This window comes from Agarivorans sp. QJM3NY_29 (assembly GCF_050870835.2).
In the GTDB taxonomy this organism is placed as follows: Bacteria; Pseudomonadota; Gammaproteobacteria; order Enterobacterales; family Celerinatantimonadaceae; genus Agarivorans.
On the sequence record NZ_CP194036.2, the window covers coordinates 2,485,964 to 2,507,144 of the forward strand.

Genomic DNA, 21,181 nt, shown 5'->3' on the forward strand with positions numbered 1-21,181 from the left:
AGTTAGTTATGGACTTTGGCACATTCAGTGGCCTTTACACTGCGTTCTTGATGGCTATTTTCTTTGGCATTATTGCTTGGGCTTATAGTAAAAAACGGAATAAAGATTTTTCTGAGGCCGCTAACTTAGTGTTTGCCGATGAACCGGCAACTAAGCTCGAAAAGGATTTTGAAGGAGCACAGAAAAAATGACAACATTTTGGAGCGTGTGGATTACGGTAATAACCCTAGGTAGTATCGCTGGATGCTATTGGTTATTAAGGACTTTCACAAAAAATGATACTGGGGTTAAAGAAGGCGAATCAATGGGCCACAGCTTTGACGGAATTGAGGAATTAAACAACCCTCTTCCGAAATGGTGGACCTATCTATTTCTTGCAACCATTATTTATTCATTGGGTTACTTAGCGCTTTACCCTGGTTTAGGAAATTGGGAAGGCCTATTTGGTTGGAAAAGTGCCGAAAAAGACATCAAAACTATCGCTGAAGGTCAACAACGTGAAGCGGCTTATGATGGAACGGTTGCCAACCAATACCACAATGAAATGGGTAAAGCAGACCAACGTTTTGGCGAAGTTTTTCGCAAAGTTGCATATAACGATTCTGGTGAGTATCGCAGCGTGGAAGAGTTATCAACCGATCCTGATGCGATTAAGATTGGACAACGTTTATTCTTACAAAACTGTTCTCAATGTCATGGTGCTTCGGCTCGTGGCGGGAAGGGTTTCCCTAATTTGACCGATAATGACTGGCTATATGGTGGTAGTGGTGAAACCATTAAAACAACCATCATGAATGGTCGCCAAGGGCAAATGCCAACCTGGGAAGCCGTTTTGGGTGACGATGGTATCAGAGATGTCACTGCATACGTATTAAGCTTATCGGGACGTAAGGTGAATGACGTTGATGCGGCGAATGGTAAAAGTCGGTTCGTTATTTGTGCCGCTTGTCACGGTGCTGATGGAACTGGTGGTCAGGCGGTCGGTGCACCGAATTTAACGGATAGCATTTGGTTATATGGCGGTTCTAAACGGGCGGTTGAACAAACCCTACGTTATGGCCGTAACGGTGTGATGCCTGCGTGGAAGGATATTCTAGGCGAAGATAAGATCCAGCTTATTTCTGCTTATGTTTATCAGCTTTCTAAAACTGAATAAACTAAAAACTTATTAAAGGCGACGCTTTCGCGTCGCTTTTTTTGTTATATTTAAACCCTCTTATTTCTGGAATCCTATCCTTATGCAACAAGCATGGTACAAACAGTTTTGGCCTTGGTTCTTGATTACTCTTCCCATGTGTGCAGTTGTCGCGAGTTTTTATACTCTGTATCTAGCACTGACAAGCAACAACGACCTGGTGGTTGAGTCTTATTATAAAAAAGGTAAAGCCATTAACGCTGACCTTTCTTTGCTTCACCGAGCACAAGAACTAAATATTACAGCGAAATTAAGCCAAGTTGCTTCAGGTCTTATTCTGAACATAGATCTACCCGATACGATTAAAAACCAACCTTTAAAAATAGCTTTAGCCCATAAGACTTTAGCTAAGTACGATCGCAACTATATTGTGACCGCCGATGCAAATGGCTTATATCGTTTTGGGGATGACTTAACCGATGATAGTCGCTGGTTTATTAGTGTTAGTCCAATGGACGATAGCTGGCGTTTACAAGAAGAACTACAACTACCGCTGTATAAGGTAGAAGAGATTGATGGCCAATAAAGGGAGTCACTGTTTTCATTGTAATGAATTAATTCCTAAAGGTTTTAAGCTAGATGTAATGATTTTGGGCAAGCCACAACCAATGTGTTGTCAGGGTTGCGCCGCAGTTGCTAAAACCATCATCGATAGTGGCTTAGAAGATTATTATAAACATCGCACAGCAGCAGCGCCCAGCGCGCAAGATCTGGTGCCAAGTGCCTTGATGAAGATGCTCGAATATGATGATGAGAACGTTCAATTAGAGTTTGTTGCAAATACTGAACAATATAAAGAAGTATTGCTGTCTATCGAAGGTATTAGTTGTGCCGCTTGTGCATGGTTAATTGAGAAACAGTTATCACAAATGGATGGGGTTCACAAAATTCATGTGAACTCTACCACGCAACGCGCCACGTTGCTGTGGGACGACCAACAAGTAAAACTGAGTCAGTTGTTAAATGCTGTTCAGCATATTGGTTATCAAGCCACTCCCTTTCAAACGGATGAACAAGAAAAGATAGACCGTAAGCTTTACCGCAGTCATCTACTTAAACTCGGAGTGGCGGGCCTTGCGAGTATGCAGGTGATGATGTTTGCAATTGCCTTGTATGGCGATTTTTTTGATGAAATGGATTTGCTGTATCGGGATTACTTTCGTTGGGTGAGCCTAATTATGGCAACGCCGGTATTGCTTTTTTCTGCTCAACCATTTTACTTTGGTGCTTATCGCAGTTTAAAAGCCAAGACGCTGAATATGGATGTTCCAGTCTCCATTGCGTTACTAAGCGCGTATAGCGCCTCTTTTTATGCCACCTTGAAAGGAACCGGAGAGGTTTATTTTGAATCGGTGTCAATGTTTACATTCTTCTTATTATTAGGTCGTTTGCTGGAACTTAGAGCGAGACGAAAATCCAGTGAAACCAGTTCCAATCTATTGAAGTTGATCCCTAAGTTAGCACAGCGTTTACGCGATGATGGCAGTCAAGAAAGAGTCGCAGCAAGCCAATTAAAAGTTGGTGAGCGTATTGTGATCATGCCGGGCGAAGCGGTCGCTGCTGATGGTGATATTTGCTTTGGCGAAAGTGATTTCGATGAGTCTTCGCTTACTGGAGAATCTTTACCGGTAAACAGACGTTTAAATGATAGGGTATATGCGGGCACGATTAATCACGAGCAAACGGTTCACTTAAGGGTTCGGGCAGTGGCTCAGAATACCTTTGTCGCAAATATATTACGCTTACAAGAACAGGCGCAAAGCGAAAAGCCTAAAATAGCGACCATTGCAGATCAGGTTGCACGTTACTTTATTTTTGGTTTATTACTTATTGCGGCCGCAACTTATACTTTTTGGCACTATTATTCGCCACAAGACGCCTTTTGGATCACGCTTGCAGTATTAGTCGCAACCTGCCCCTGCGCCTTATCGTTAGCCACCCCTGCCGCATTGACTGCTGCGACGCATCAGTTGTCAAAGAATGGTCTATTGGTCAAGCGAGGACACGTATTAGAAACTTTAGCCAAACTGACCACCGTCGTCTCAGATAAAACTGGGACTCTGACCGAAGGCAATTTAACCATCTCTCAAGTTATTTGTGAGCCTAGTTTTACAAAACTGCAGGTGTTGAACTTCGCTGGTGCTTTAGAAAGACAAAGCTCTCACCCAATTGCCCAAGCTTTTGCACATTTCAACGATTTGAATGCTACTCAACTTATACACCATACAGGCTTGGGATTAGAAGGAAGCATTGAGGGTCGCCATTTCACGCTTGGCAAAGCGTCTTTCTGCAAGCAAAGGTCCATTCATCAACCCGGAATGTTAGAGTTAGTTTTGTGCTGTGACAATCAGCTTGCGGCACGCATTTATTTGTCCGACGTAATAAAGGCAGATGCTAAACTATTTTCAGAAGGTCTTCGTAAACGAGGCATTAGCTTAACCATGTTAACTGGTGATGACTCAGGACAAGTTGCGTTTGTAGCAGAGCAACTTGCCATCGATGATGTGATGAGCGGTGCCCTGCCTCAAGATAAGTTGAAATTGGTGCAGCAAAAATGTATGCATTATCCCCACTTACTGATGTTGGGCGATGGCGTGAATGATGGCCCCGTGTTAGCTGCGTCACCGCTATCGATTGCCATGGGTTTGGGGACGGATGTTGCAAAATCTAGTGCCGATGCAGTTCTACTGGGCAGTAAGCTGTGCACTTTATTAACGGCAATTGACCTTGCCAAGCGAACAAAAACAATTATTACTCAAAACCTCGCTTGGGCGCTGGGATATAATGCTCTTATCTTGCCTTTAGCCGCCGCTGGTTGGGTGACGCCATACATGGCCGCTATTGGGATGTCTTTATCTTCGCTGGCAGTTTTAACTAACTCCTTAAGGCTAAATAAATAATGTCTATCATTTTTGTATTAATTCCTATCGCCTTAATTTTTATAGCAGCAGGGATCGGCGCTTTTTTTTGGGCGGTTAAAAGTGAGCAGTTTGAAGATTTGGATCGTCAGGGCGTAAATATATTGTTTGATGAAAAAAGCTCTGACAAGAGCAAGAAACAGCATGACAACGATGCAATCTGATTACTTGGCTGCTTTTATTACCGGCTTACTTGGAGCAAGCCACTGTGTTGCGATGTGTGGTGGTATCGCTTGTATACTCGGTAGCCGAGTGAGCGACAATAGCTCAAAATTTTTGCTTAGCCTAGGTTTTAACTTTGGGCGAATTATAAGTTATTCAATAGCAGGCGCCTTTGTTGCTGGTTCTTTTCAGGCTATAAGTCTGGTTCATTCTTCATTCCAGTTACTTTTCTTATTGCAATGGCTCGCTGCCATTATGTTGATCCTACTGGGGATCCATCTCACCCGTTGGTTTTCTGTACTTTCGCCGATTGAAGCCTTAGGCCGGGGATTGTGGGGTAAAATTCAACCAACAGCGAGTAAGGTAATGGCGATTAAACATCCTTTGGCCAGCTTACCTTTGGGCATGTTATGGGGATGGCTACCTTGTGGTTTGGTTTATTCCAATTTGACTTTAAGTGCTAGCCAGGCAAATTGGTTTAATGGGGCGATTGTGATGTTCTGTTTTGGTTTAGGAACCTTCAGTGTGATGTTGCTCGCCGTGATGTTGGGCCAAAAACTCACTCGAATATTAGCCAACCGCTATCTACAGATTTGTTCCGGCTTAATGGTATTTAGTTTAGGACTATATCAAGTTGTTACATTGTTGTAGCAATAACTATAGAAAATGACTTACAGAAAGAGTAGAATTGCCTCGAACTCCAGTAGCATAGTTTGAGTATGAGCATTAACCCAAAAGCCAATCAAAGAATCCAAACCGGTGGATGTGAGATCCATTGCCAAGATTGTAGTATTGCACAATTGTGTATCCCGTTTTCATTAAATGAAACTGAGCTCGATCGCTTAGACAGCATTATTGAAAGAAAAAAACCAATTCAAAAAGGCGAAGAAATTTTTGCTGCTGGTGACAAATTGAAAAGCTTGTATGCTATTCGCTCGGGCACAATTAAGTCTTATACAATCACCGAGCAAGGCGACGAACAAATCACCGGTTTTCATCTAGCGGGAGATTTAGTAGGTTTTGATGCCATTAATAATCAAGTCCATCCCAGTTTCGCTCAAGCCCTTGAAACATCAATGGTTTGTGAAATACCATTTGATACCATGGATGAACTTTCTGCAAGCATGCCCAAATTGCGTCGGCAAATGATGCGTTTAATGAGCAACGAAATTGTCGCTGATCAAGAAATGATTTTGTTGCTTAGTAAAAAGAATGCAGAAGAGCGTTTAGCTGCTTTTATTTATGGCTTATCACAACGTTTTTCAGAACGTGGTTTTTCTCCGCGCGAATTTCGTTTAACCATGACTCGAGGCGATATCGGAAACTACTTGGGCTTAACTGTAGAGACTATTTCTCGACTCCTAGGTCGTTTCCAAAAAGCGGACATGATCGCTGTAAAGGGTAAATATATTTCAATTACCGATCGTGACGCGCTTCGTCATTTGGCCGGCACGAAACCAAGCTAAGCTATTAAAAACACTGACCTGATTTATATCAATCAACTGCATAATAATGAGGTCAGTGTTAACCACCTCTAATATATTTTCAACAATATGAGCTAAAGTTAAGTAGCTATTCCAGACAAATTCTAGGAGCTGCTTTATGATTAAGTATCGTAATATATTGGTGGTAATTGATCCCCTACACGACTCTCAAGCGGCATTGTCTCGTGCTGTTTTCTTAGCAAACAAAGAAGATAAAGCCAAGATCAAAGCGCTACTCACTATCTATGATTTCTCTTATGAGATGACTTCAATGCTCTCGATTGAAGAACGTGAAGCGATGCGTTCTGGGGTGATCGAAGAGCGTAACGTTTGGCTTCAAGATATCGTGGCTAATACCCAGACTCATGGTATTGAAGTTGAAACCAAAGTGATATGGAACAATCGCCTGTACGAAAGCGTGATTCAAGAGGTGTTAGATTTTGGTCACGATTTAGTGGTTAAAGCGACTCATCCGCACCCAACTTTACAGTCAATTATTTTCACGCCAAATGATTGGCATATTTTACGAAAATGCCCCACTCCAGTATTAATGGTGAAAGAACATCAATGGCCCACCAAAGGTAAAATTTTGGCGGCGATTCATGCTGGTTCTGAAAACGAAGATCATCATAAACTTAATCTCAATATCGCCAACGAAACTAAAGATCTGTGTCATCTATTAGATGCTTCAGCTCATGTCGTAACGGCCTATCCTTCAGCACCAGTGAATATCGCTATAGAGTTACCCGATTTTGATCCTTTAAAATACAACCAAAATGTGAAAGAGTTTCACGAAAAAGCCTTGGCTGATTTTGTAAAACAAAACTTTGAACATGAAGTGAAAACACACCTTGAAGAAGGCTTACCAGATGATGTTATTCCAGAAGTCGCTAACAATATTGATGCTGAAATTGTTATTTTGGGTACTTCTGGTCGAAGTGGATTTAGCGCAGCTTTGATCGGCAACACCGCTGAGCACGTAATTGATCAATTAGATTGTGATCTTTTGGCACTTAAACCAGATAATTTTGTGAGTCCATTTCAAAAATAACGCCAAATAAGGCGTCGTTTAAATAGTTGCGTCGTGTTAGCGGGGATATATAATAGCCCCGCTTTTTCATTGGGAACACGACATGTCATTTACAGCAAAACAACAGTACAACCATAACAAACTACAAAAACGGATCCGTCGTCATGTTGGACAAGCGATTGCCGATTACAACATGATAGAAGCGGGAGACAAAGTGATGGTTTGTCTATCTGGTGGTAAAGACAGTTACGCCATGTTAGATATTTTGCTGAACCTTCGGGCCCATGCTCCGATCGATTTTGATGTGATTGCGGTGAATTTAGACCAAAAGCAACCGGGATTTCCAGAACATATCTTGCCAGAATATCTTTCAAGTTTAGGTATTGAATATAAAATCGTTGAAGAAGATACCTACTCCATCGTAAAAGACAAAATACCTGAAGGAAAGACAACATGTTCCTTATGTTCACGCTTACGTCGTGGCATTTTATACCGTACTGCAACTGAACTAGGCGCGTCAAAAATCGCCTTAGGCCATCATCGCGACGACATCTTAGAAACCCTTTTTCTAAATATGTTTCATGGCGGGAAGCTTAAAACAATGCCGCCCAAATTAGTGAGTGATGATGGTAAACATGTGGTCATTAGACCGATGGCTTATTGCAAAGAAAGTGATATGCAACGTTATGCGGAATTAAAAAACTTTCCAATTATTCCATGTAATTTATGCGGATCTCAGGAAAATTTGCAGCGCCAAGCGATAAAACAGATGCTCAATGATTGGGAAAAGAGGTTCCCTGGACGAGTAGAATCTATGTTTAGATCGGTGCAAAATATCGTCCCTTCTCATCTACTTGACCATCAACAATTTGATTTTAAATCGATTGACCGTAATAGTGGCATTATTGATGGAGGGGATATTGGATTTGATCAGCCTGAGCTGGACACCAGTCCAGCAGTCCAACCATCTTCAAGTCTTGTTCAGATCGTCGAATTGTAATCTAGCTTGAAGTGACAGCGATAGAAGATGGCCATAATTTTTGATTAATTTGTATCATCTTCTTTAGTTCTTCGACATAAGCTTCGCCACGTTCCGAGTAATTTGTAAGGTGTGAAGCAAGATCGATGGCATTAAGCGCACCGGTTTGTCGCGCTTGCTGTCGATACTGCTGAAAATCCGAATAGGCAGGGTTACTGTTGAGGTTCAACATATATGCGCTCACCGATTGATACACCGAAGTAAATTTTCGGACCTCATGGCTGGCTCCACTAACCCGGCTTAATGGAACCAAACCGCAGCCTTTTGTATAACACCACTGACCAAACAGATTATTACCTTCTCGAGCAAATCGAGACGTTCCCCAAGCCGATTCATTTGCTGCCTGCGCCAAAACCAAAGCAGACGGGATCACATCAACCTTCATTAATAGTTGCTGTAAAACACGATTGATATCAGAATCAAACGCTACCCGATATGTTTTGGCCAGTTGCTCAACACGCTTAAGTTTAGTCTTATTTAATTTGTGGTTTGAAGCAGACTCTTGATACCCAATTAGTTGTTGGCGAAGCTCTCGTAATTGTTGGTTGTTGACATCAACTAATGGCAAAATAAAATCAGTAAAAGCCTGCTTTTTCTCTGTAACATCACTTATTGATTGGAAATTAGGCAATTTAGCCTTAGCGAAGGCGGAAGGATCTTGTTGCGGTGTTTTGTCACAGCCAACTAAGGCGCACAGTAACAACGCCGTTAATATTTTATTTTTCAAGCAGTTTCTCTTTAAGGTGATAATTGCCCCAAAAACTGAGGTACCAAGTCGCTAGCGGGACCATAATAGCGTTCAGCGAATTCACTCTGCATTTCCGATGGGGCCAAGTTTAATTCTATAGTTCTTGCATCGTGACTAGCCGCTTCATGAACGAAGCCTCCTGCTGGAAAAACGTGTCCAGAGGTACCAATCGCAATAAATATATCACAATGGCTAAGTCGGTGGTAAATCTTGTCAAGGCCGATGGGCATTTCTCCAAACCACACGACATGAGGCCTAAGTCGTGCTGGGAACTGACAGCAAGTACACAATGCATTTTTACCAAGATCCCCTTTCCATTCGGTGGTTTGATTGGAGACTGGGCAACGAGCCTTTAATAACTCGCCATGCATATGTAAAACATTTTTGCTGCCTGCTCGTTCGTGCAGGTCATCGATGTTCTGAGTAATCAGCAGCAATTCTATATTTTCTTGTTGCTCTAATTCCGCCAACGCAAAGTGAGCCGCGTTGGGGTGAACTATTTTATTCTGCAATTGCTGACGGCGTAAGTTATAAAACTGATCAACAAAGTCCGGATCTCGAATGTAAGCTTCAGGTGTTGCAACATCTTCTACTCGATGTTTCTCCCATAAACCGTCGGCATCGCGAAACGTTTGGATCCCCGATTCAGCAGATACTCCGGCACCAGTCAACACCACGATATTTTTTCTCATATTCATCTTCTATTAATCCGAGAACCAAATAATAATTCATAAATATATAATATCGCCGCGCCCTTCCCCATCAGACTTAAGTTGTAATGTGACATAGGATGGTGAAAAGTTACCAAGCCTTAACATAATTTGTAGTATTATTCTCGACAGTCCTTTAAATATCTAGTTACTCTAACTAAGTTAAGAAAGCAATTGTGCTTTATGCAACATTTCTCGCTTTTAGCAAGTTAGTAACAGTTAAATCAGAGTATTAAAGGGACTTGTGCTAAAATTGACTTAGCGCAAATAAAATATGGATTTTTGAGCAAAATATGTAGGTGAGACTATATTCATTTATAGTGAATAATTTTTCGCTTATGGTCACTTATTCGGCATAAGCATCGAATTTCAGTGTTACAATTTTGTTGACAGCGAATATTTGAATGTTTATGTTGTTATTGGCTCTGGATATATCTCTTTTAAATCTTGAGATTTGTACATACATAAACAAATGACAAACTGTACAGGGAAGAAAACATGTTAAAAAACACACATATTAAAGCCGCTGTGGCAGCTGTTGCTTTAGCATTCGCTGCTAATGCGAGTGCTGCTGATAGCATATTAGACAGTGTTAAAAGTAAAGGATTTTTGCAGTGTGGTGTAAGCACCGGCTTACCTGGATTCTCTAATCCAGATGCAACTGGTAATTGGCAAGGCTTGGATGTAGACGTTTGTCGTGCAGTTGCTGCCGCAGTACTAGGCGACGCATCTAAAGTGAAGTACACACCTTTAACTGCGAAAGAACGTTTTACTGCGCTTCAATCCGGCGAAATCGATATCCTTTCACGAAACACAACTTGGACTCTGACTCGTGATAGTTCTCTAGGTCTTAACTTTGCTGGTGTGAACTACTATGATGGTCAAGGCTTCATGGTCAGTAAGCAACTAGGTGTATCAAGTGCGAAAGAGCTTGATGGCGCCGCGGTTTGTATCCAATCTGGTACAACGACTGAATTGAACTTAGCGGATTACTTCCGCGAGCATGGCATGAAATACACTCCTGTTGTATTTGATACTTCTGACCAAACCGTTAAAGGGTTTGAAGCTGGCCGCTGTGACGTATTAACTTCTGACCAATCACAATTATATGCATTACGTATTAAATTAGCTAAACCTGATAGCGCAATGGTACTACCTGAGATCATTTCTAAAGAGCCTTTAGGCCCAGTGGTTCGTCAAGGTGATGACCAATGGTTGAATATTGTTAAGTGGTCATTATTTGCAATGGTCAATGCCGAAGAGTATGGATTAACTTCAACCAACGCTGATGACATGCTGAAATCAACTAATCCTAACGTTCGTCGTATCTTAGGACTAGAAGGTCCAAAAGGTAAAGGCTTGGGTTTAGATGACAAATGGGGTTATAACATCGTCAAGCAAGTAGGTAGCTACGGTGAGTCATTTGAAAGAAACGTAGGTTCAGGTTCTCCATTAGGCATCGCTCGTGGCGTGAACGCGCTATGGAGCAAAGGTGGTTTCCAATACGCGCCGCCAATTCGTTAATATCATCGTAATAACTTAGAGCAGGCCTAGCCTGCTCTCTTTTCATTTAACTTCCACACTAGGTTGATTTATATGGCTGCTCATCCTTCTACCAAGGATAACTCAGCAAACAGTCTTCGTAAGATCTGGTTTGATCCCAACGTAAGAGCGCTAGTTTTCCAAATTATTGTTGTAATTGGTGTAATCGGATTTTTTTATTACATTATTAGCAATGCTCTTTTTAATTTAGAGCAACGTGGTATTACAACCGGTTTTGGTTTTCTAAACCAAACCGCTGGTTTTGGTATTATTCAAACCCTAATTGAATACGACGAAAGCCACTCTTTTGGTGATACTTTCATTGTTGGTTTGCTCAATACTATTCTTATTTCAGTTCTCGGGATAATTTTTGCAACGATATTGGGCTTTATTATGGGGGTCGCTCGACTTTCGAATAATTGGCTCATCGCAAAAGTTGCGACTGTTTATATTGAGACACTACGTAACATTCCTTTATTACTTCAGATCTTTTTTTGGTATTTTGCGGTTTTACGTGCATTACCAAGTCCGAAACAGAGTATTAACGTCGGCGACGCTCTATTTTTAAATGTCCGTGGTTTATATTTACCCTCGCCAATAATGGAAGCTGGATCCAATGTTGTTGTCATCAGCTTCATGATTGCTGTGATTGGATGTTTCTTGATGGCCCGATGGGCTAAAAAGCGTCAGGTGTTAACCGGACAACCCTTTCCTACCCTATTGGTATCTTTAGCCGTTATCGTATTGGTTCCTTTAGTGGTTTTCTTTGCGATGGGGGCCCCCATAGGCTTGGATTACCCCGCATTAAAAGGTTTTAACTTCCGCGGTGGGATGGTCGTGATTCCTGAGCTGGCGGCCTTATTAGTGGCACTTACATTTTACACAGCTACTTTTATCGCAGAGATCGTTCGCTCCGGTATATCAGCGGTCAGCAAAGGGCAAAGTGAGGCAGCAGAGTCTTTGGGGCTCACTAGAACTCAGGCGCTTAAGTTGGTTATTATCCCGCAAGCCATGCGGGTGATTATCCCACCCTTAACCAGTCAATATCTAAACTTAGCCAAGAACTCCTCTTTGGCAACGGCAATTGGTTATCCGGATTTAGTATCGGTTTTTATGGGAACGACTCTCAACCAAACAGGTCAAGCGATTGAAGTAATTGCGTTAACGATGGCAGTATATTTAACCATCAGTATTACCACGTCTTTTCTCATGAATCTGTACAATAAAAAAATGGCTTTAGTGGAGCGTTAATATGTCAGAACATCAATTTAAACCTGATCTTGCTCCACCAAATATGAGTGTTGGATTTATCGGTTGGTTCAAGAAAAATCTATTCTCTTCTTGGGGTAATACGATATTAACCTTGCTTATTGCTTACATCATCATACCGCCGATTATATCCGCATTTCAGTGGGTGGTTATCGATGCGGATTGGATAGGTAATAGTCGTGAAGCTTGTACCAGTGATGGCGCGTGCTGGGTATTCGTAGCAGATCGCTTTTCACAGTTAATCTACGGTTTTTATCCGCATGCCGAACGCTGGCGGGTAAATATTGTTTTCGTTAGCTTTTTACTATTAATCGCCGCATTGGTTTATGAAAAAACGCCACATAAGCCTAAAATTGCTATTTTTACTTTAGTGATTTATCCGGTGATCGTGTTTTTCTTACTTATCGGTGATTCATTTGGTTTACCTAAAGTAGAAACCCATCAATGGGGTGGCTTAATGCTAACTTTAGTATTAGCCATTACTGGTATCGTTGCTGCGTTACCCTTTGGTATTTTGCTGGCCTTGGGGCGTCGATCTCATATGCCGATTGTTCGTAGCTTTTGCACCATCTATATCGAGTTTTGGCGAGCCGTTCCGTTAATTACTGTGCTGTTCATGGCTTCGGTTATGTTGCCGCTATTTGTTGGTTCAGAAGTTGACTTCAACAAGTTGTTAAGAGCAATTATCGGTATTATTTTGTTCCAATCTGCTTATATGGCAGAGGTTATTCGTGGTGGCTTACAAGCAATTCCGAAAGGTCAGTATGAAGCGGGAGAAGCACTTTGCTTAACTTATTGGCAGTCAATGGGCTTGGTGATTTTGCCGCAAGCGCTAAAAATTACAATTCCTTCGATTGTGAATACCTTTATTTCCTTATTCAAAGACACTAGCTTAGTGTTAATTGTTGGTTTATTCGATTTACTAGCCATTGGGCAGTCAGCATTAGCCGATCCGGCTTGGTTAGGCTTCTCAAGCGAAATGTATGTATTTATAGCGTTTGTATTTTGGGTGTTCTGTTTCAGTATGTCTAGGTATTCAATTTACCTTGAGAAGAAACTACACACAGGACATTAATAAGGAAGTTTGAAATGAATTCAAATCAAAATAGCCCTGAAGTGGTCATTCAATTAAAGGGAATGAACAAATGGTACGGGGAGTTTCACGTATTAAAGGACTTAGATCTTACCGTCACTAAAGGCGAAAAGATCGTTATTTGTGGTCCTTCTGGTTCAGGTAAATCAACGATGATCCGTTGTATTAACCGCTTAGAAGAACATCAGAAAGGCGACATCATCGTCAATGGTACTGAACTATTGAGCGATCTGAAAAGCATCGAAATGGTACGTAGCGATGTTGGTATGTGTTTCCAGCACTTTAATCTGTTCCCTCACCTAACGGTATTACAAAATTGCTGTTTAGCGCCAATTTGGGTAAAGAAAATACCAAAAGCTGAAGCTGAAGCCACTGCCATGAAGTACTTAGAAAGGGTCAAGATCCCCGAGCAAGCCGACAAATTTCCAGGACAATTGTCCGGAGGCCAACAGCAGCGTGTAGCAATTGCCAGAAGCTTATGTATGAATCCATCGATTATGCTGTTTGATGAACCCACCTCAGCGCTTGATCCAGAAATGGTCCGAGAAGTGCTCGATGTGATGGTGGAATTGGCAGATGAAGGTATGACCATGTTGTGTGTAACGCATGAAATGGGTTTTGCAAAGCAAGTTGCAGACCGAGTTATCTTTATGGATCGGGGGGAGATTATTGAAGAAAACGAACCAGTTCAATTTTTCGAAAACCCGCAATCCGATAGAACCAAGTTATTCTTGAGCCAAATTTTAAATCACTAACTATCGTTAGAATCATTTGGATAAAAAAAGGAAGCCATCTGGCTTCCTTTTTTATTACGGTTAAAATCTATTTCGGTTCAGCGTTCTCTACCCGGCTCTTGAGCTTTTGCCCAGGGCGAAAGGTGACTACTCGACGCGCAGAAATGGGGATATCTTCACCAGTTTTGGGGTTACGACCAGGGCGTTGATTTTTCTCCCTAAGATCAAAGTTCCCAAAACCTGAAATTTTGACTTGCTCCCCATTTTCCAAAGCGACCCGTATTTCTTCAAAAAATGCTTCTACAACTTCTTTAGACTCTCTTTTGCTAAAGCCTAAGTTTTCAAATAAATTTTCTGCCAGGTCAGCTTTAGTTAATGCCATAACTAGTCCCTCAAGGATGCGTCAAACTCGGTACGTAACGCCTCTACAATAATATCAACTGTAGCGGCAATCTCTTTTTCTTCAAGGGTACGGCCCTGCTCCTGCAAAGTTAAGCTAATCGCTATACTCTGCATATTGTCTGCAATACCTTTCCCTTTGTATACATCGAATAAGTTTACGCCAACTAATTGATTTCCGCCAACTTTCTTAATGCAATTTAATAAATCACCTGCTTGAACGTTTTGCGATACCAATAAAGCTAAGTCTCGGCGGTTTGCTGGAAACTTCGAAACGGGCTTTGCTTCGGGCAAACGGCGTAAGCTTACAGCGTTCATTTCAAGCTCAAACAAGAATACTTTTCCGCTGAGACCAAAGGCTTTTAGATGTTGTGGATGAAGCGCTCCTACATAACCAATCACCTCCCCTTGATAGATTACTTTTGCCGATTGTCCTGGATGCAATGCGGGGTGACTTCCCACAGCAAAGCTAAAGGCATCGTCGTTAGCGCTTAATTGTAATAAGGCTTGTACATCGCCTTTGATATCGAAAAAATCCAGTTCACGATCACTGACATTCCAAGCTTCTTGGTTTGCATTACCACAGATAACCCCAGCGATCATCGGTGTTTGCTTCACTCCATTCTCGCTATTTTCATCTGGTACAAAGCGTAAGCCAGACTCAAAAACTCTTACCCTCGTCTGTTGACGTTTCTGGTTGTAGGATAGGGTATCAAGTAATCCTGTCCATAAACTTAAACGCATTGCTGACATCTCAACCGAAATTGGATGCGGCAAAATCATAGCCTGCTGTTCTGGGTGAAGTAGTTGTTGTCGTTTAGGGTCAACAAAGCTATAAGTAATTGCTTCTTGGTAACCACGCGCACAAAGTAACTGTCGTAACTTAGCGCTGGGTAAGATGTTTTCTTGGTGTTGAGCGGTCGTTAATGAGGCTTTAGGCGACAGATTCGGGATATTGTTATATCCATAAATACGTGCGACTTCCTCGATCAGATCTTCCTCAATATCCATATCAAAACGGTAGCTTGGTGCTAAGGCTTGCCAACCCTGCTCAGTTACTTCCACTGTCATACCTAAGCGGGTTAAAATGTCGGTCACATTAGACTTTTCAAATGGATAACCAATCACTTTCTCTAAACGAGCATGACGTAAGGTGATATTGGATGACGTTGGCAGTTGCTTTAAGTCTCCGGATTCAAGTACAGGACCGACTTGTCCCCCACATATTTCAACTAACAGTTGGGTGGCTCGTTCCATCGCTTGGTTTTGTAATTCAAAATCAACGCCGCGTTCGTAGCGATGAGAAGAATCAGTGTGCAAACCATATTGACGGGCACGCCCAGTGATCGCTAGTTTGCTGAAAAAGGCACATTCCAAGAAGATATCTTGGCTAGCGTTAGTGACACCAGTGGCTAAACCACCAAAGATACCCGCCATGGCGATAGGCCCACTTTGGTCACAGATTGCCAGTGTATTTTCTTGTAACTCAACTTCATTACCATCTAGAAGCACTAGTTTTTCGTTTGCTTTGGCTAAGCGAACTTCAATACTCCCCTGCAGTTTCGCAAGATCGAAGGCGTGCATCGGCTGGCCTTGTTCAAGCAATACGTAGTTGGTGACATCAACAACAGGGTCAATTGAACGAACGCCACTACGGCGTAAACGCTCTTGCATCCATAACGGTGTAGTCGCTTGCACATTCACACCTTTAATGACCCGACCTAAGTAGCGAGGGCACTCTTGGGTTGCAAGCACATTGACAGCAAACGTATCGTCAATAGTCACCGCAGCATCAACCCATTGAGGTGTGACTACATCAATTTGATTTAACACGCCAACTTCACGAGCTAAGCCGCGTAGGCTAAGACAATCAGCACGATTGGGGGTTAAATCAACTTCAATCGCTACATCATCTAACTGTAGGTAGTCGCGTAAATCGGTGCCAATTGGCGCATCACTTGGCAGTTCCATGATGCCATCAGACTCATCACTAATGCCTAACTCACTATAGGCACATAACATACCGTGAGAAGCTTGGCCGCGAAGCTTAGCCTTTTTAATTTTAAAGTCGCCAGGCAGCACAGCACCAACCATCGCCACGGCTACTTTTAAGCCTTGGCGGCAATTAGGCGCACCACAAACGATATCGAGTAATTCGTTTTGGCCGACATTTATTTTGGTTACCCGTAGTTTGTCCGCATCTGGATGTTGGCCACATTCGACAACTTCACCAATCACAACACCACTAAATTCGGCAGCGACGGGCTCAATACCGTCAACTTCTAGCCCTGCCATAGTAATTTGTTCTGCTAGTTGTTCTCGGGTAATTGCAGGGTTAACCCACTCTCTTAGCCAGGATTCACTAAATTTCATATCAATTAACCCTTAATTGAATTGTTTTAAGAAGCGTAAGTCATTTTCGAAAAATGAACGCAAATCGTTAACGCCGTAACGCAACATGGTTAAGCGCTCCACCCCTATCCCAAAGGCAAAACCTGTGTATTCCTCAGGGTCAATATTTACCGAGCGAAGTACATTCGGATGTACCATGCCGCAACCTAGAATTTCCAACCAACCATTTTTTCCGAGTACATCAACTTCTGCGGAAGTTTCGGTAAAAGGAAAGTAAGATGGTCGGAAGCGCACTTGTAGGTCGTCTTCAAAGAAGTTTTGTAAGAAATCGTATAAAACGCCTTTTAGTTCGGTAAAGTTAACATTTTTGTCAACCATTAAGCCTTCGACCTGATGAAACATCGGTGTATGTGTCTGATCGTAATCATTTCGATACACCCGACCTGGAGAAATTATGCGTATTGGCGGCTTCTCTGTCTCCATCGTGCGAATTTGCACCCCAGAAGTTTGAGTTCGCAATACTAAATTAGGATTAAAGTAAAAGGTATCATGGTCGGCGCGAGCGGGATGATGCTCGGGGATATTTAGGGCATCAAAGTTATGGAAGCCATCTTCAATTTCTGGCCCTGATTTGACTTGAAAACCGAGTTCACCAAAGAAGGTCTGAATACGTTCAATGGTACGTGTCACGGGGTGTAAGCCCCCCAGCTCATCGGTGCGACCCGGTAAGGTTACATCGACGGTTTCCGAAGCGAGCTTGGCATTAAGCTCTTGTTGTACCAAGGCTTCGCGTTTTTCATTTAACGCATCTTGGATAAGCTGTTTGGCTTGGTTAATAAGTTGCCCCGCCTGCGGACGTTCTTCTGGCGATAATTTGCCAAGTCCTTGCAGTTGTTTGGTCATTAACCCTTTTTTACCTAAGTATTCCACGCGAACAGCGTCAAGTTCATTCATCGCTGAAGCTGCATCAATGTGAGTCTTAGCCTGATTGATTAGCGCATCAAGATCTAGCATGATTTCCTCATATTCCCCCAAGGGAAAGGCTGATTTTTTAGTTTTAAATAAGACCGGAAATAGTACTTTAATGAACCGCTTATAGCTAGACTTGTTCCCGGAAAAAGGCTGGATGTTAGTGATTTTTATATATAAAAAAAGGGAGCCTAGGCTCCCATTTCAAACATTAGCGACGCTTATAAAGCAGCTTTTGCTTTTTCTACCAACACTGTGAAGGCTGCTTTATCAAAAACAGCAATATCAGCTAGGATCTTACGATCGATTTCGATAGATGCTTTTTTAAGTCCGTTAATCAAACGGCTGTAAGACAAACCATTTTGACGAGACGCAGCATTAATTCGTGCAATCCATAATTGACGGAATTGACGTTTACGCTGACGACGGTCACGGTAAGCATATTGACCTGCTTTAGTTACCGCTTGGAAGGCTACGCGATAAACACGTGAACGTGCTCCGTAGTAACCTTTGGCTTGCTTTAAGACTTTCTTATGACGTGCACGTGCTTGTACACCGCGTTTAACTCTGGCCATTCTTAACTTCCTCTAAACTTATGCGTACGGCAACATGCGAACAATTGATGCAACATCAGATGCAGCAATCATACCCTTCGGACGAAGGTGACGTTTAACCTTAGTACGGCGCTTAGTCAGGATGTGACGAAGACCAGCTTGTTTGTATTTAAAACCACCAGAAGCAGTTTTCTTAAAGCGCTTCGCAGCACCTTTGTTTGATTTCATTTTTGGCATTTACATGCACTCCGCATTGCAATATGAACAACATATAGTTAAAGGCGAACAAAAACAGCTTACTTATAAAGTAAGCTGCTTGTTACTTGTGAGCCTCAACTACTTCTTTTTAGGGCCTAACACCATCACAGCTTGGCGACCTTCCATTTTTGGAAAAGCTTCCACAACTGCAATCTCTTCTAAATCCGCTTTAATACGGTTTAGTAGATCAAAGCCTAAGCTTTGGTGTGCCATTTCACGACCACGGAAACGTAGTGTTACTTTAGCTTTGTTACCCTCACTTAGAAAACGAATCAGGTTGCGTAGTTTTACCTGATAGTCGCCTTCATCAGTTCCAGGTCGGAATTTAATTTCCTTAACCTGAACCTGTATTTGCTTTTTCTTCTGCTCTTTAACAGATTTACTCTTTTCGTAAATGAACTTACCGTAGTCCATGACCCGACAAACAGGTGGTTCAGCATTCGGACTAATTTCAACTAAATCTACGCCTGATTCTTCGGCGGTGTTTAGCGCTTCATCCAAACTCACAATGCCAATGGCTTCGCCATCTAAGCCCGTAAGGCGTACTTCTTGTGCTTGAATTTCTTCATTTATCTTGTGTGCTCTTGCAGCTTGTTGCTGACCACGTCTTCCGGTTTTTATAATTTATACCTCAATACAATTATTATCACGATTGGCAATTTCTTGTTTTATCTGTTGAATAAAATCATCAACAGCAAATTTACCAAGATCATCACCCTTACGAGTTCTAACCGCAACCTCATTGCTGGCGACTTCTTGATCACCGACGACTAGCAAGTATGGTATACGCTTTAGAGTATGTTCGCGGATTTTAAAGCCTATCTTCTCATTTCTCAAGTCCGCAATGGCTCTAATACCCTGTTTATTTAATTTTTTTACAACTTTATGGACAAAATCAGCCTGTTTGTCAGTAATATTCATCACCACGACCTGTCTTGGCGCTAACCAAGTTGGGAAGAAGCCCGAATACTCTTCGGTTAAAATGCCAATAAAGCGCTCTAAAGATCCTAAAATGGCGCGGTGAATCATCACCGGCACATGGCGTTCGTTATCTTCTCCAACAAAAGAAGCGGATAAGCGACCCGGCATAGAGAAATCTAGCTGTACAGTACCACATTGCCACGCTCTGTCTAAGCAATCATGCAATGTAAATTCAATTTTAGGTCCGTAGAAAGCTCCTTCTCCTGGTAAATAGGAGAATTCAATCCCTTTCGAGCTCAATGCATCGGCCAAAGCTTTTTCCGATTTATCCCATGTTTCGTCATCACCAACGCGTTGTTCTGGGCGAGTTGACAGTTTTACTTCAATTTCTTCAAAACCAAAGGTTTTATAAGTCTCGTAAACCATGTCGATACATGAAGACACTTCATCTTGAATTTGATCTTCTGTACAGAAAATGTGCGCATCATCTTGGGTGAAGCCACGAACGCGCATCAAGCCATGCAGAGAACCAGATGGCTCGTTTCGGTGACACGAACCAAATTCAGCCATCCGCAATGGTAAATCGCGGTAGGACTTTAATCCTTGGTTGAAAATTTGAATATGCCCCGGACAGTTCATCGGCTTCACCGCATATTCGCGGTTTTCCGACTGGGTGGTAAACATCGCATCGGCATACTTATCCCAGTGGCCCGACTTTTCCCACATGCTGCGGTCCATGATTTGAGGCGCTTTAACTTCCTGGTATTGGTATTTAGTGAGCTGCTCACGCACATAGCTTTCCAGCTGACGGAAGATTGTCCAACCAGAATCATGCCAGAACACCATGCCGGGTGCTTCTTCTTGCATGTGGTATAAATCTAATTGTTTACCGATTTTACGATGGTCTCGCTTCGCCGCTTCTTCCAAACGTTTTAAGTAAGCTGCCAATTGTTTTTTATCTGCCCAAGCGGTGCCGTAGACCCGTTGCAGCATTTTATTTTTGCTATCACCACGCCAATAAGCACCCGCAACCTTCATCAGTTTAAAATGCTGACAAAATTTCATGTTTGGAACATGTGGCCCACGGCACATATCAACATATTCTTCATGATGGTATAAACCCGGTGTGGCGGCGCTATCGATGCCCTCGATAATCTCCAGTTTATAGGGTTCTTCACGTTCGACGAACACTGCTTTTGCATCGGCTAAGGGGACGGTCTTTTTAATGACATCGTAATTGGTTTTTGCTAAAGCCTTCATTCGTTTCTCAAGATTATCGATATCTTCTTGAGTGAGTGAATGATCTAAATCGACGTCATAATAAAAGCCGTTATCAATCGTCGGCCCAATCGCCATTTTGGTGTTCGGCCAAAGCTGCTTGATCGCGTGACCTAAAAGGTGCGCACAAGAGTGGCGAATGATCTCTAAACCATCCTCATCTTTCGCGGTAATAATCGCAACTTTTGCATCATGGTGAATCAACTCGCAGGCATCGACTCGGTTTCCATCTACTCGGCCAGCGATACAGGCTTTGGCCAAACCAGGGCCAATATCTGCGGCGATGTCCATAGTAGATACAGCATTTTCGAATTGACGTTGACTACCGTCGGGGAGAGTTATAACTGGCATATTTATCCTTGCTTTTACAGTGGTGATGCCTACTAAACATCACGTGTCTCGTCGATAAAATAAGTGCATTGAGGCACTAAAAAGAGAGCAATATTAATGCGCTGGGCGAATAACTTCAATAGCGGAAGTTTTATTGACCGAATTGCTCGTTGTTCATAGCGGTTTGCGCCATACT

Annotated in this window: 22 protein-coding genes; 13 read left to right on the top strand and 9 right to left on the bottom strand. The window is 42.3% G+C overall.

All coding sequences use genetic code 11. From position 1 onward, the window contains the following. Positions 1 to 8 precede the first annotated feature (8 nt). The 9 genes from ACRRS0_RS11400 (at position 9) to ttcA (ending at position 7,789) form a co-directional block, all read left to right on the top strand. Complete coding sequence (locus ACRRS0_RS11400) at positions 9 to 191, top strand: cbb3-type cytochrome oxidase subunit 3 (RefSeq protein ID WP_432453095.1); 183 nt, start codon at positions 9 to 11, stop codon at positions 189 to 191. Then, a complete protein-coding gene (gene ccoP / locus ACRRS0_RS11405) occupies positions 188 to 1,156 on the top strand; it encodes a cytochrome-c oxidase, cbb3-type subunit III (protein WP_432453094.1) in 969 nt (322 codons plus the stop codon). Before ACRRS0_RS11400 ends, ccoP begins: the two co-directional genes overlap by 4 nt. 82 nt (positions 1,157 to 1,238) lie before the next feature. Continuing rightward, entirely contained in the window at positions 1,239 to 1,721 is a 483-nt protein-coding gene (locus tag ACRRS0_RS11410) for a FixH family protein (RefSeq protein ID WP_432453092.1), read from the top strand. Then, positions 1,711 to 4,095, top strand: coding sequence for a heavy metal translocating P-type ATPase (locus ACRRS0_RS11415; RefSeq protein ID WP_432453090.1), 2,385 nt, complete (start codon positions 1,711 to 1,713; stop codon positions 4,093 to 4,095). The genes ACRRS0_RS11410 and ACRRS0_RS11415 overlap by 11 nt, the downstream gene beginning before the upstream one ends. After that, positions 4,095 to 4,277 carry a cbb3-type cytochrome oxidase assembly protein CcoS gene (ccoS, locus tag ACRRS0_RS11420; RefSeq protein WP_432453089.1) on the top strand — a complete coding sequence of 61 codons (183 nt, stop codon included), beginning with the start codon at positions 4,095 to 4,097 and terminating at the stop codon, positions 4,275 to 4,277. Before ACRRS0_RS11415 ends, ccoS begins: the two co-directional genes overlap by 1 nt. Next, complete coding sequence (locus ACRRS0_RS11425; RefSeq protein WP_432453087.1) at positions 4,258 to 4,926, top strand: sulfite exporter TauE/SafE family protein; 669 nt, start codon at positions 4,258 to 4,260, stop codon at positions 4,924 to 4,926. The genes ccoS and ACRRS0_RS11425 overlap by 20 nt, the downstream gene beginning before the upstream one ends. A gap of 68 nt (positions 4,927 to 4,994) precedes the next feature. Beyond that, the gene (locus ACRRS0_RS11430) at positions 4,995 to 5,741 is read left to right on the top strand and encodes an FNR family transcription factor (protein ID WP_432453086.1); all 747 of its coding nucleotides are present in this window, start codon (positions 4,995 to 4,997) and stop codon (positions 5,739 to 5,741) included. Positions 5,742 to 5,877: 136 nt separating this feature from the next. Continuing rightward, a complete protein-coding gene (gene uspE / locus ACRRS0_RS11435) occupies positions 5,878 to 6,810 on the top strand; it encodes a universal stress protein UspE (protein ID WP_432453085.1) in 933 nt (310 codons plus the stop codon). Positions 6,811 to 6,892: 82 nt separating this feature from the next. After that, a complete protein-coding gene (ttcA, locus tag ACRRS0_RS11440; protein WP_432453084.1) occupies positions 6,893 to 7,789 on the top strand; it encodes a tRNA 2-thiocytidine(32) synthetase TtcA in 897 nt (298 codons plus the stop codon). Position 7,790: 1 nt separating this feature from the next. Here the strand turns inward: ttcA and ACRRS0_RS11445 are convergent, their stop codons facing one another. Continuing rightward, positions 7,791 to 8,555: a glucosaminidase domain-containing protein gene (locus ACRRS0_RS11445; RefSeq protein WP_432453083.1), complete on the bottom strand. Its 765-nt coding sequence runs from the start codon at positions 8,553 to 8,555 to the stop codon at positions 7,791 to 7,793. Between the two features lie 11 nt (positions 8,556 to 8,566). Continuing rightward, on the bottom strand, positions 8,567 to 9,268 hold the full coding sequence (gene cobB, locus ACRRS0_RS11450) for a Sir2 family NAD+-dependent deacetylase (RefSeq protein WP_432453081.1): 702 nt from the start codon (positions 9,266 to 9,268) through the stop codon (positions 8,567 to 8,569). Between the two features lie 516 nt (positions 9,269 to 9,784). Here cobB and ACRRS0_RS11455 point away from each other — a divergent pair. The 4 genes from ACRRS0_RS11455 to ACRRS0_RS11470 all read left to right on the top strand — a co-directional run bounded on the left by ACRRS0_RS11455 (position 9,785) and on the right by ACRRS0_RS11470 (position 13,945). Then, on the top strand, positions 9,785 to 10,810 hold the full coding sequence (locus ACRRS0_RS11455; RefSeq protein WP_432453080.1) for an amino acid ABC transporter substrate-binding protein: 1,026 nt from the start codon (positions 9,785 to 9,787) through the stop codon (positions 10,808 to 10,810). 72 nt (positions 10,811 to 10,882) lie between these two features. Beyond that, positions 10,883 to 12,079, top strand: coding sequence for an amino acid ABC transporter permease (locus ACRRS0_RS11460; RefSeq protein WP_432453079.1), 1,197 nt, complete (start codon positions 10,883 to 10,885; stop codon positions 12,077 to 12,079). A gap of 1 nt (position 12,080) precedes the next feature. Beyond that, the gene (locus tag ACRRS0_RS11465) at positions 12,081 to 13,172 is read left to right on the top strand and encodes an amino acid ABC transporter permease (RefSeq protein ID WP_432453078.1); all 1,092 of its coding nucleotides are present in this window, start codon (positions 12,081 to 12,083) and stop codon (positions 13,170 to 13,172) included. A gap of 14 nt (positions 13,173 to 13,186) precedes the next feature. Next, complete coding sequence (locus tag ACRRS0_RS11470) at positions 13,187 to 13,945, top strand: amino acid ABC transporter ATP-binding protein (RefSeq protein ID WP_432453077.1); 759 nt, start codon at positions 13,187 to 13,189, stop codon at positions 13,943 to 13,945. A gap of 67 nt (positions 13,946 to 14,012) precedes the next feature. Here the strand turns inward: ACRRS0_RS11470 and ihfA are convergent, their stop codons facing one another. From ihfA to thrS, 7 genes are all read right to left on the bottom strand, one after another. Next, positions 14,013 to 14,306: an integration host factor subunit alpha gene (ihfA, locus tag ACRRS0_RS11475; protein ID WP_432453075.1), complete on the bottom strand. Its 294-nt coding sequence runs from the start codon at positions 14,304 to 14,306 to the stop codon at positions 14,013 to 14,015. Between the two features lie 2 nt (positions 14,307 to 14,308). After that, the gene (pheT, locus tag ACRRS0_RS11480) at positions 14,309 to 16,696 is read right to left on the bottom strand and encodes a phenylalanine--tRNA ligase subunit beta (RefSeq protein WP_432453074.1); all 2,388 of its coding nucleotides are present in this window, start codon (positions 16,694 to 16,696) and stop codon (positions 14,309 to 14,311) included. 12 nt (positions 16,697 to 16,708) lie between these two features. After that, positions 16,709 to 17,689: a phenylalanine--tRNA ligase subunit alpha gene (gene pheS / locus ACRRS0_RS11485; protein WP_432453073.1), complete on the bottom strand. Its 981-nt coding sequence runs from the start codon at positions 17,687 to 17,689 to the stop codon at positions 16,709 to 16,711. A 176-nt stretch (positions 17,690 to 17,865) separates the two neighbouring features. Then, positions 17,866 to 18,219 carry a 50S ribosomal protein L20 gene (gene rplT, locus ACRRS0_RS11490; protein ID WP_432453072.1) on the bottom strand — a complete coding sequence of 118 codons (354 nt, stop codon included), beginning with the start codon at positions 18,217 to 18,219 and terminating at the stop codon, positions 17,866 to 17,868. 18 nt (positions 18,220 to 18,237) lie between these two features. Continuing rightward, entirely contained in the window at positions 18,238 to 18,435 is a 198-nt protein-coding gene (gene rpmI, locus ACRRS0_RS11495; protein WP_016401507.1) for a 50S ribosomal protein L35, read from the bottom strand. Positions 18,436 to 18,534: 99 nt separating this feature from the next. Then, positions 18,535 to 19,077, bottom strand: coding sequence for a translation initiation factor IF-3 (gene infC / locus ACRRS0_RS11500; protein WP_432456180.1), 543 nt, complete (start codon positions 19,075 to 19,077; stop codon positions 18,535 to 18,537). Positions 19,078 to 19,080: 3 nt separating this feature from the next. After that, positions 19,081 to 21,006, bottom strand: coding sequence for a threonine--tRNA ligase (gene thrS / locus ACRRS0_RS11505; RefSeq protein WP_432453071.1), 1,926 nt, complete (start codon positions 21,004 to 21,006; stop codon positions 19,081 to 19,083). Between the last annotated feature and the right edge of the window lie 175 nt (positions 21,007 to 21,181).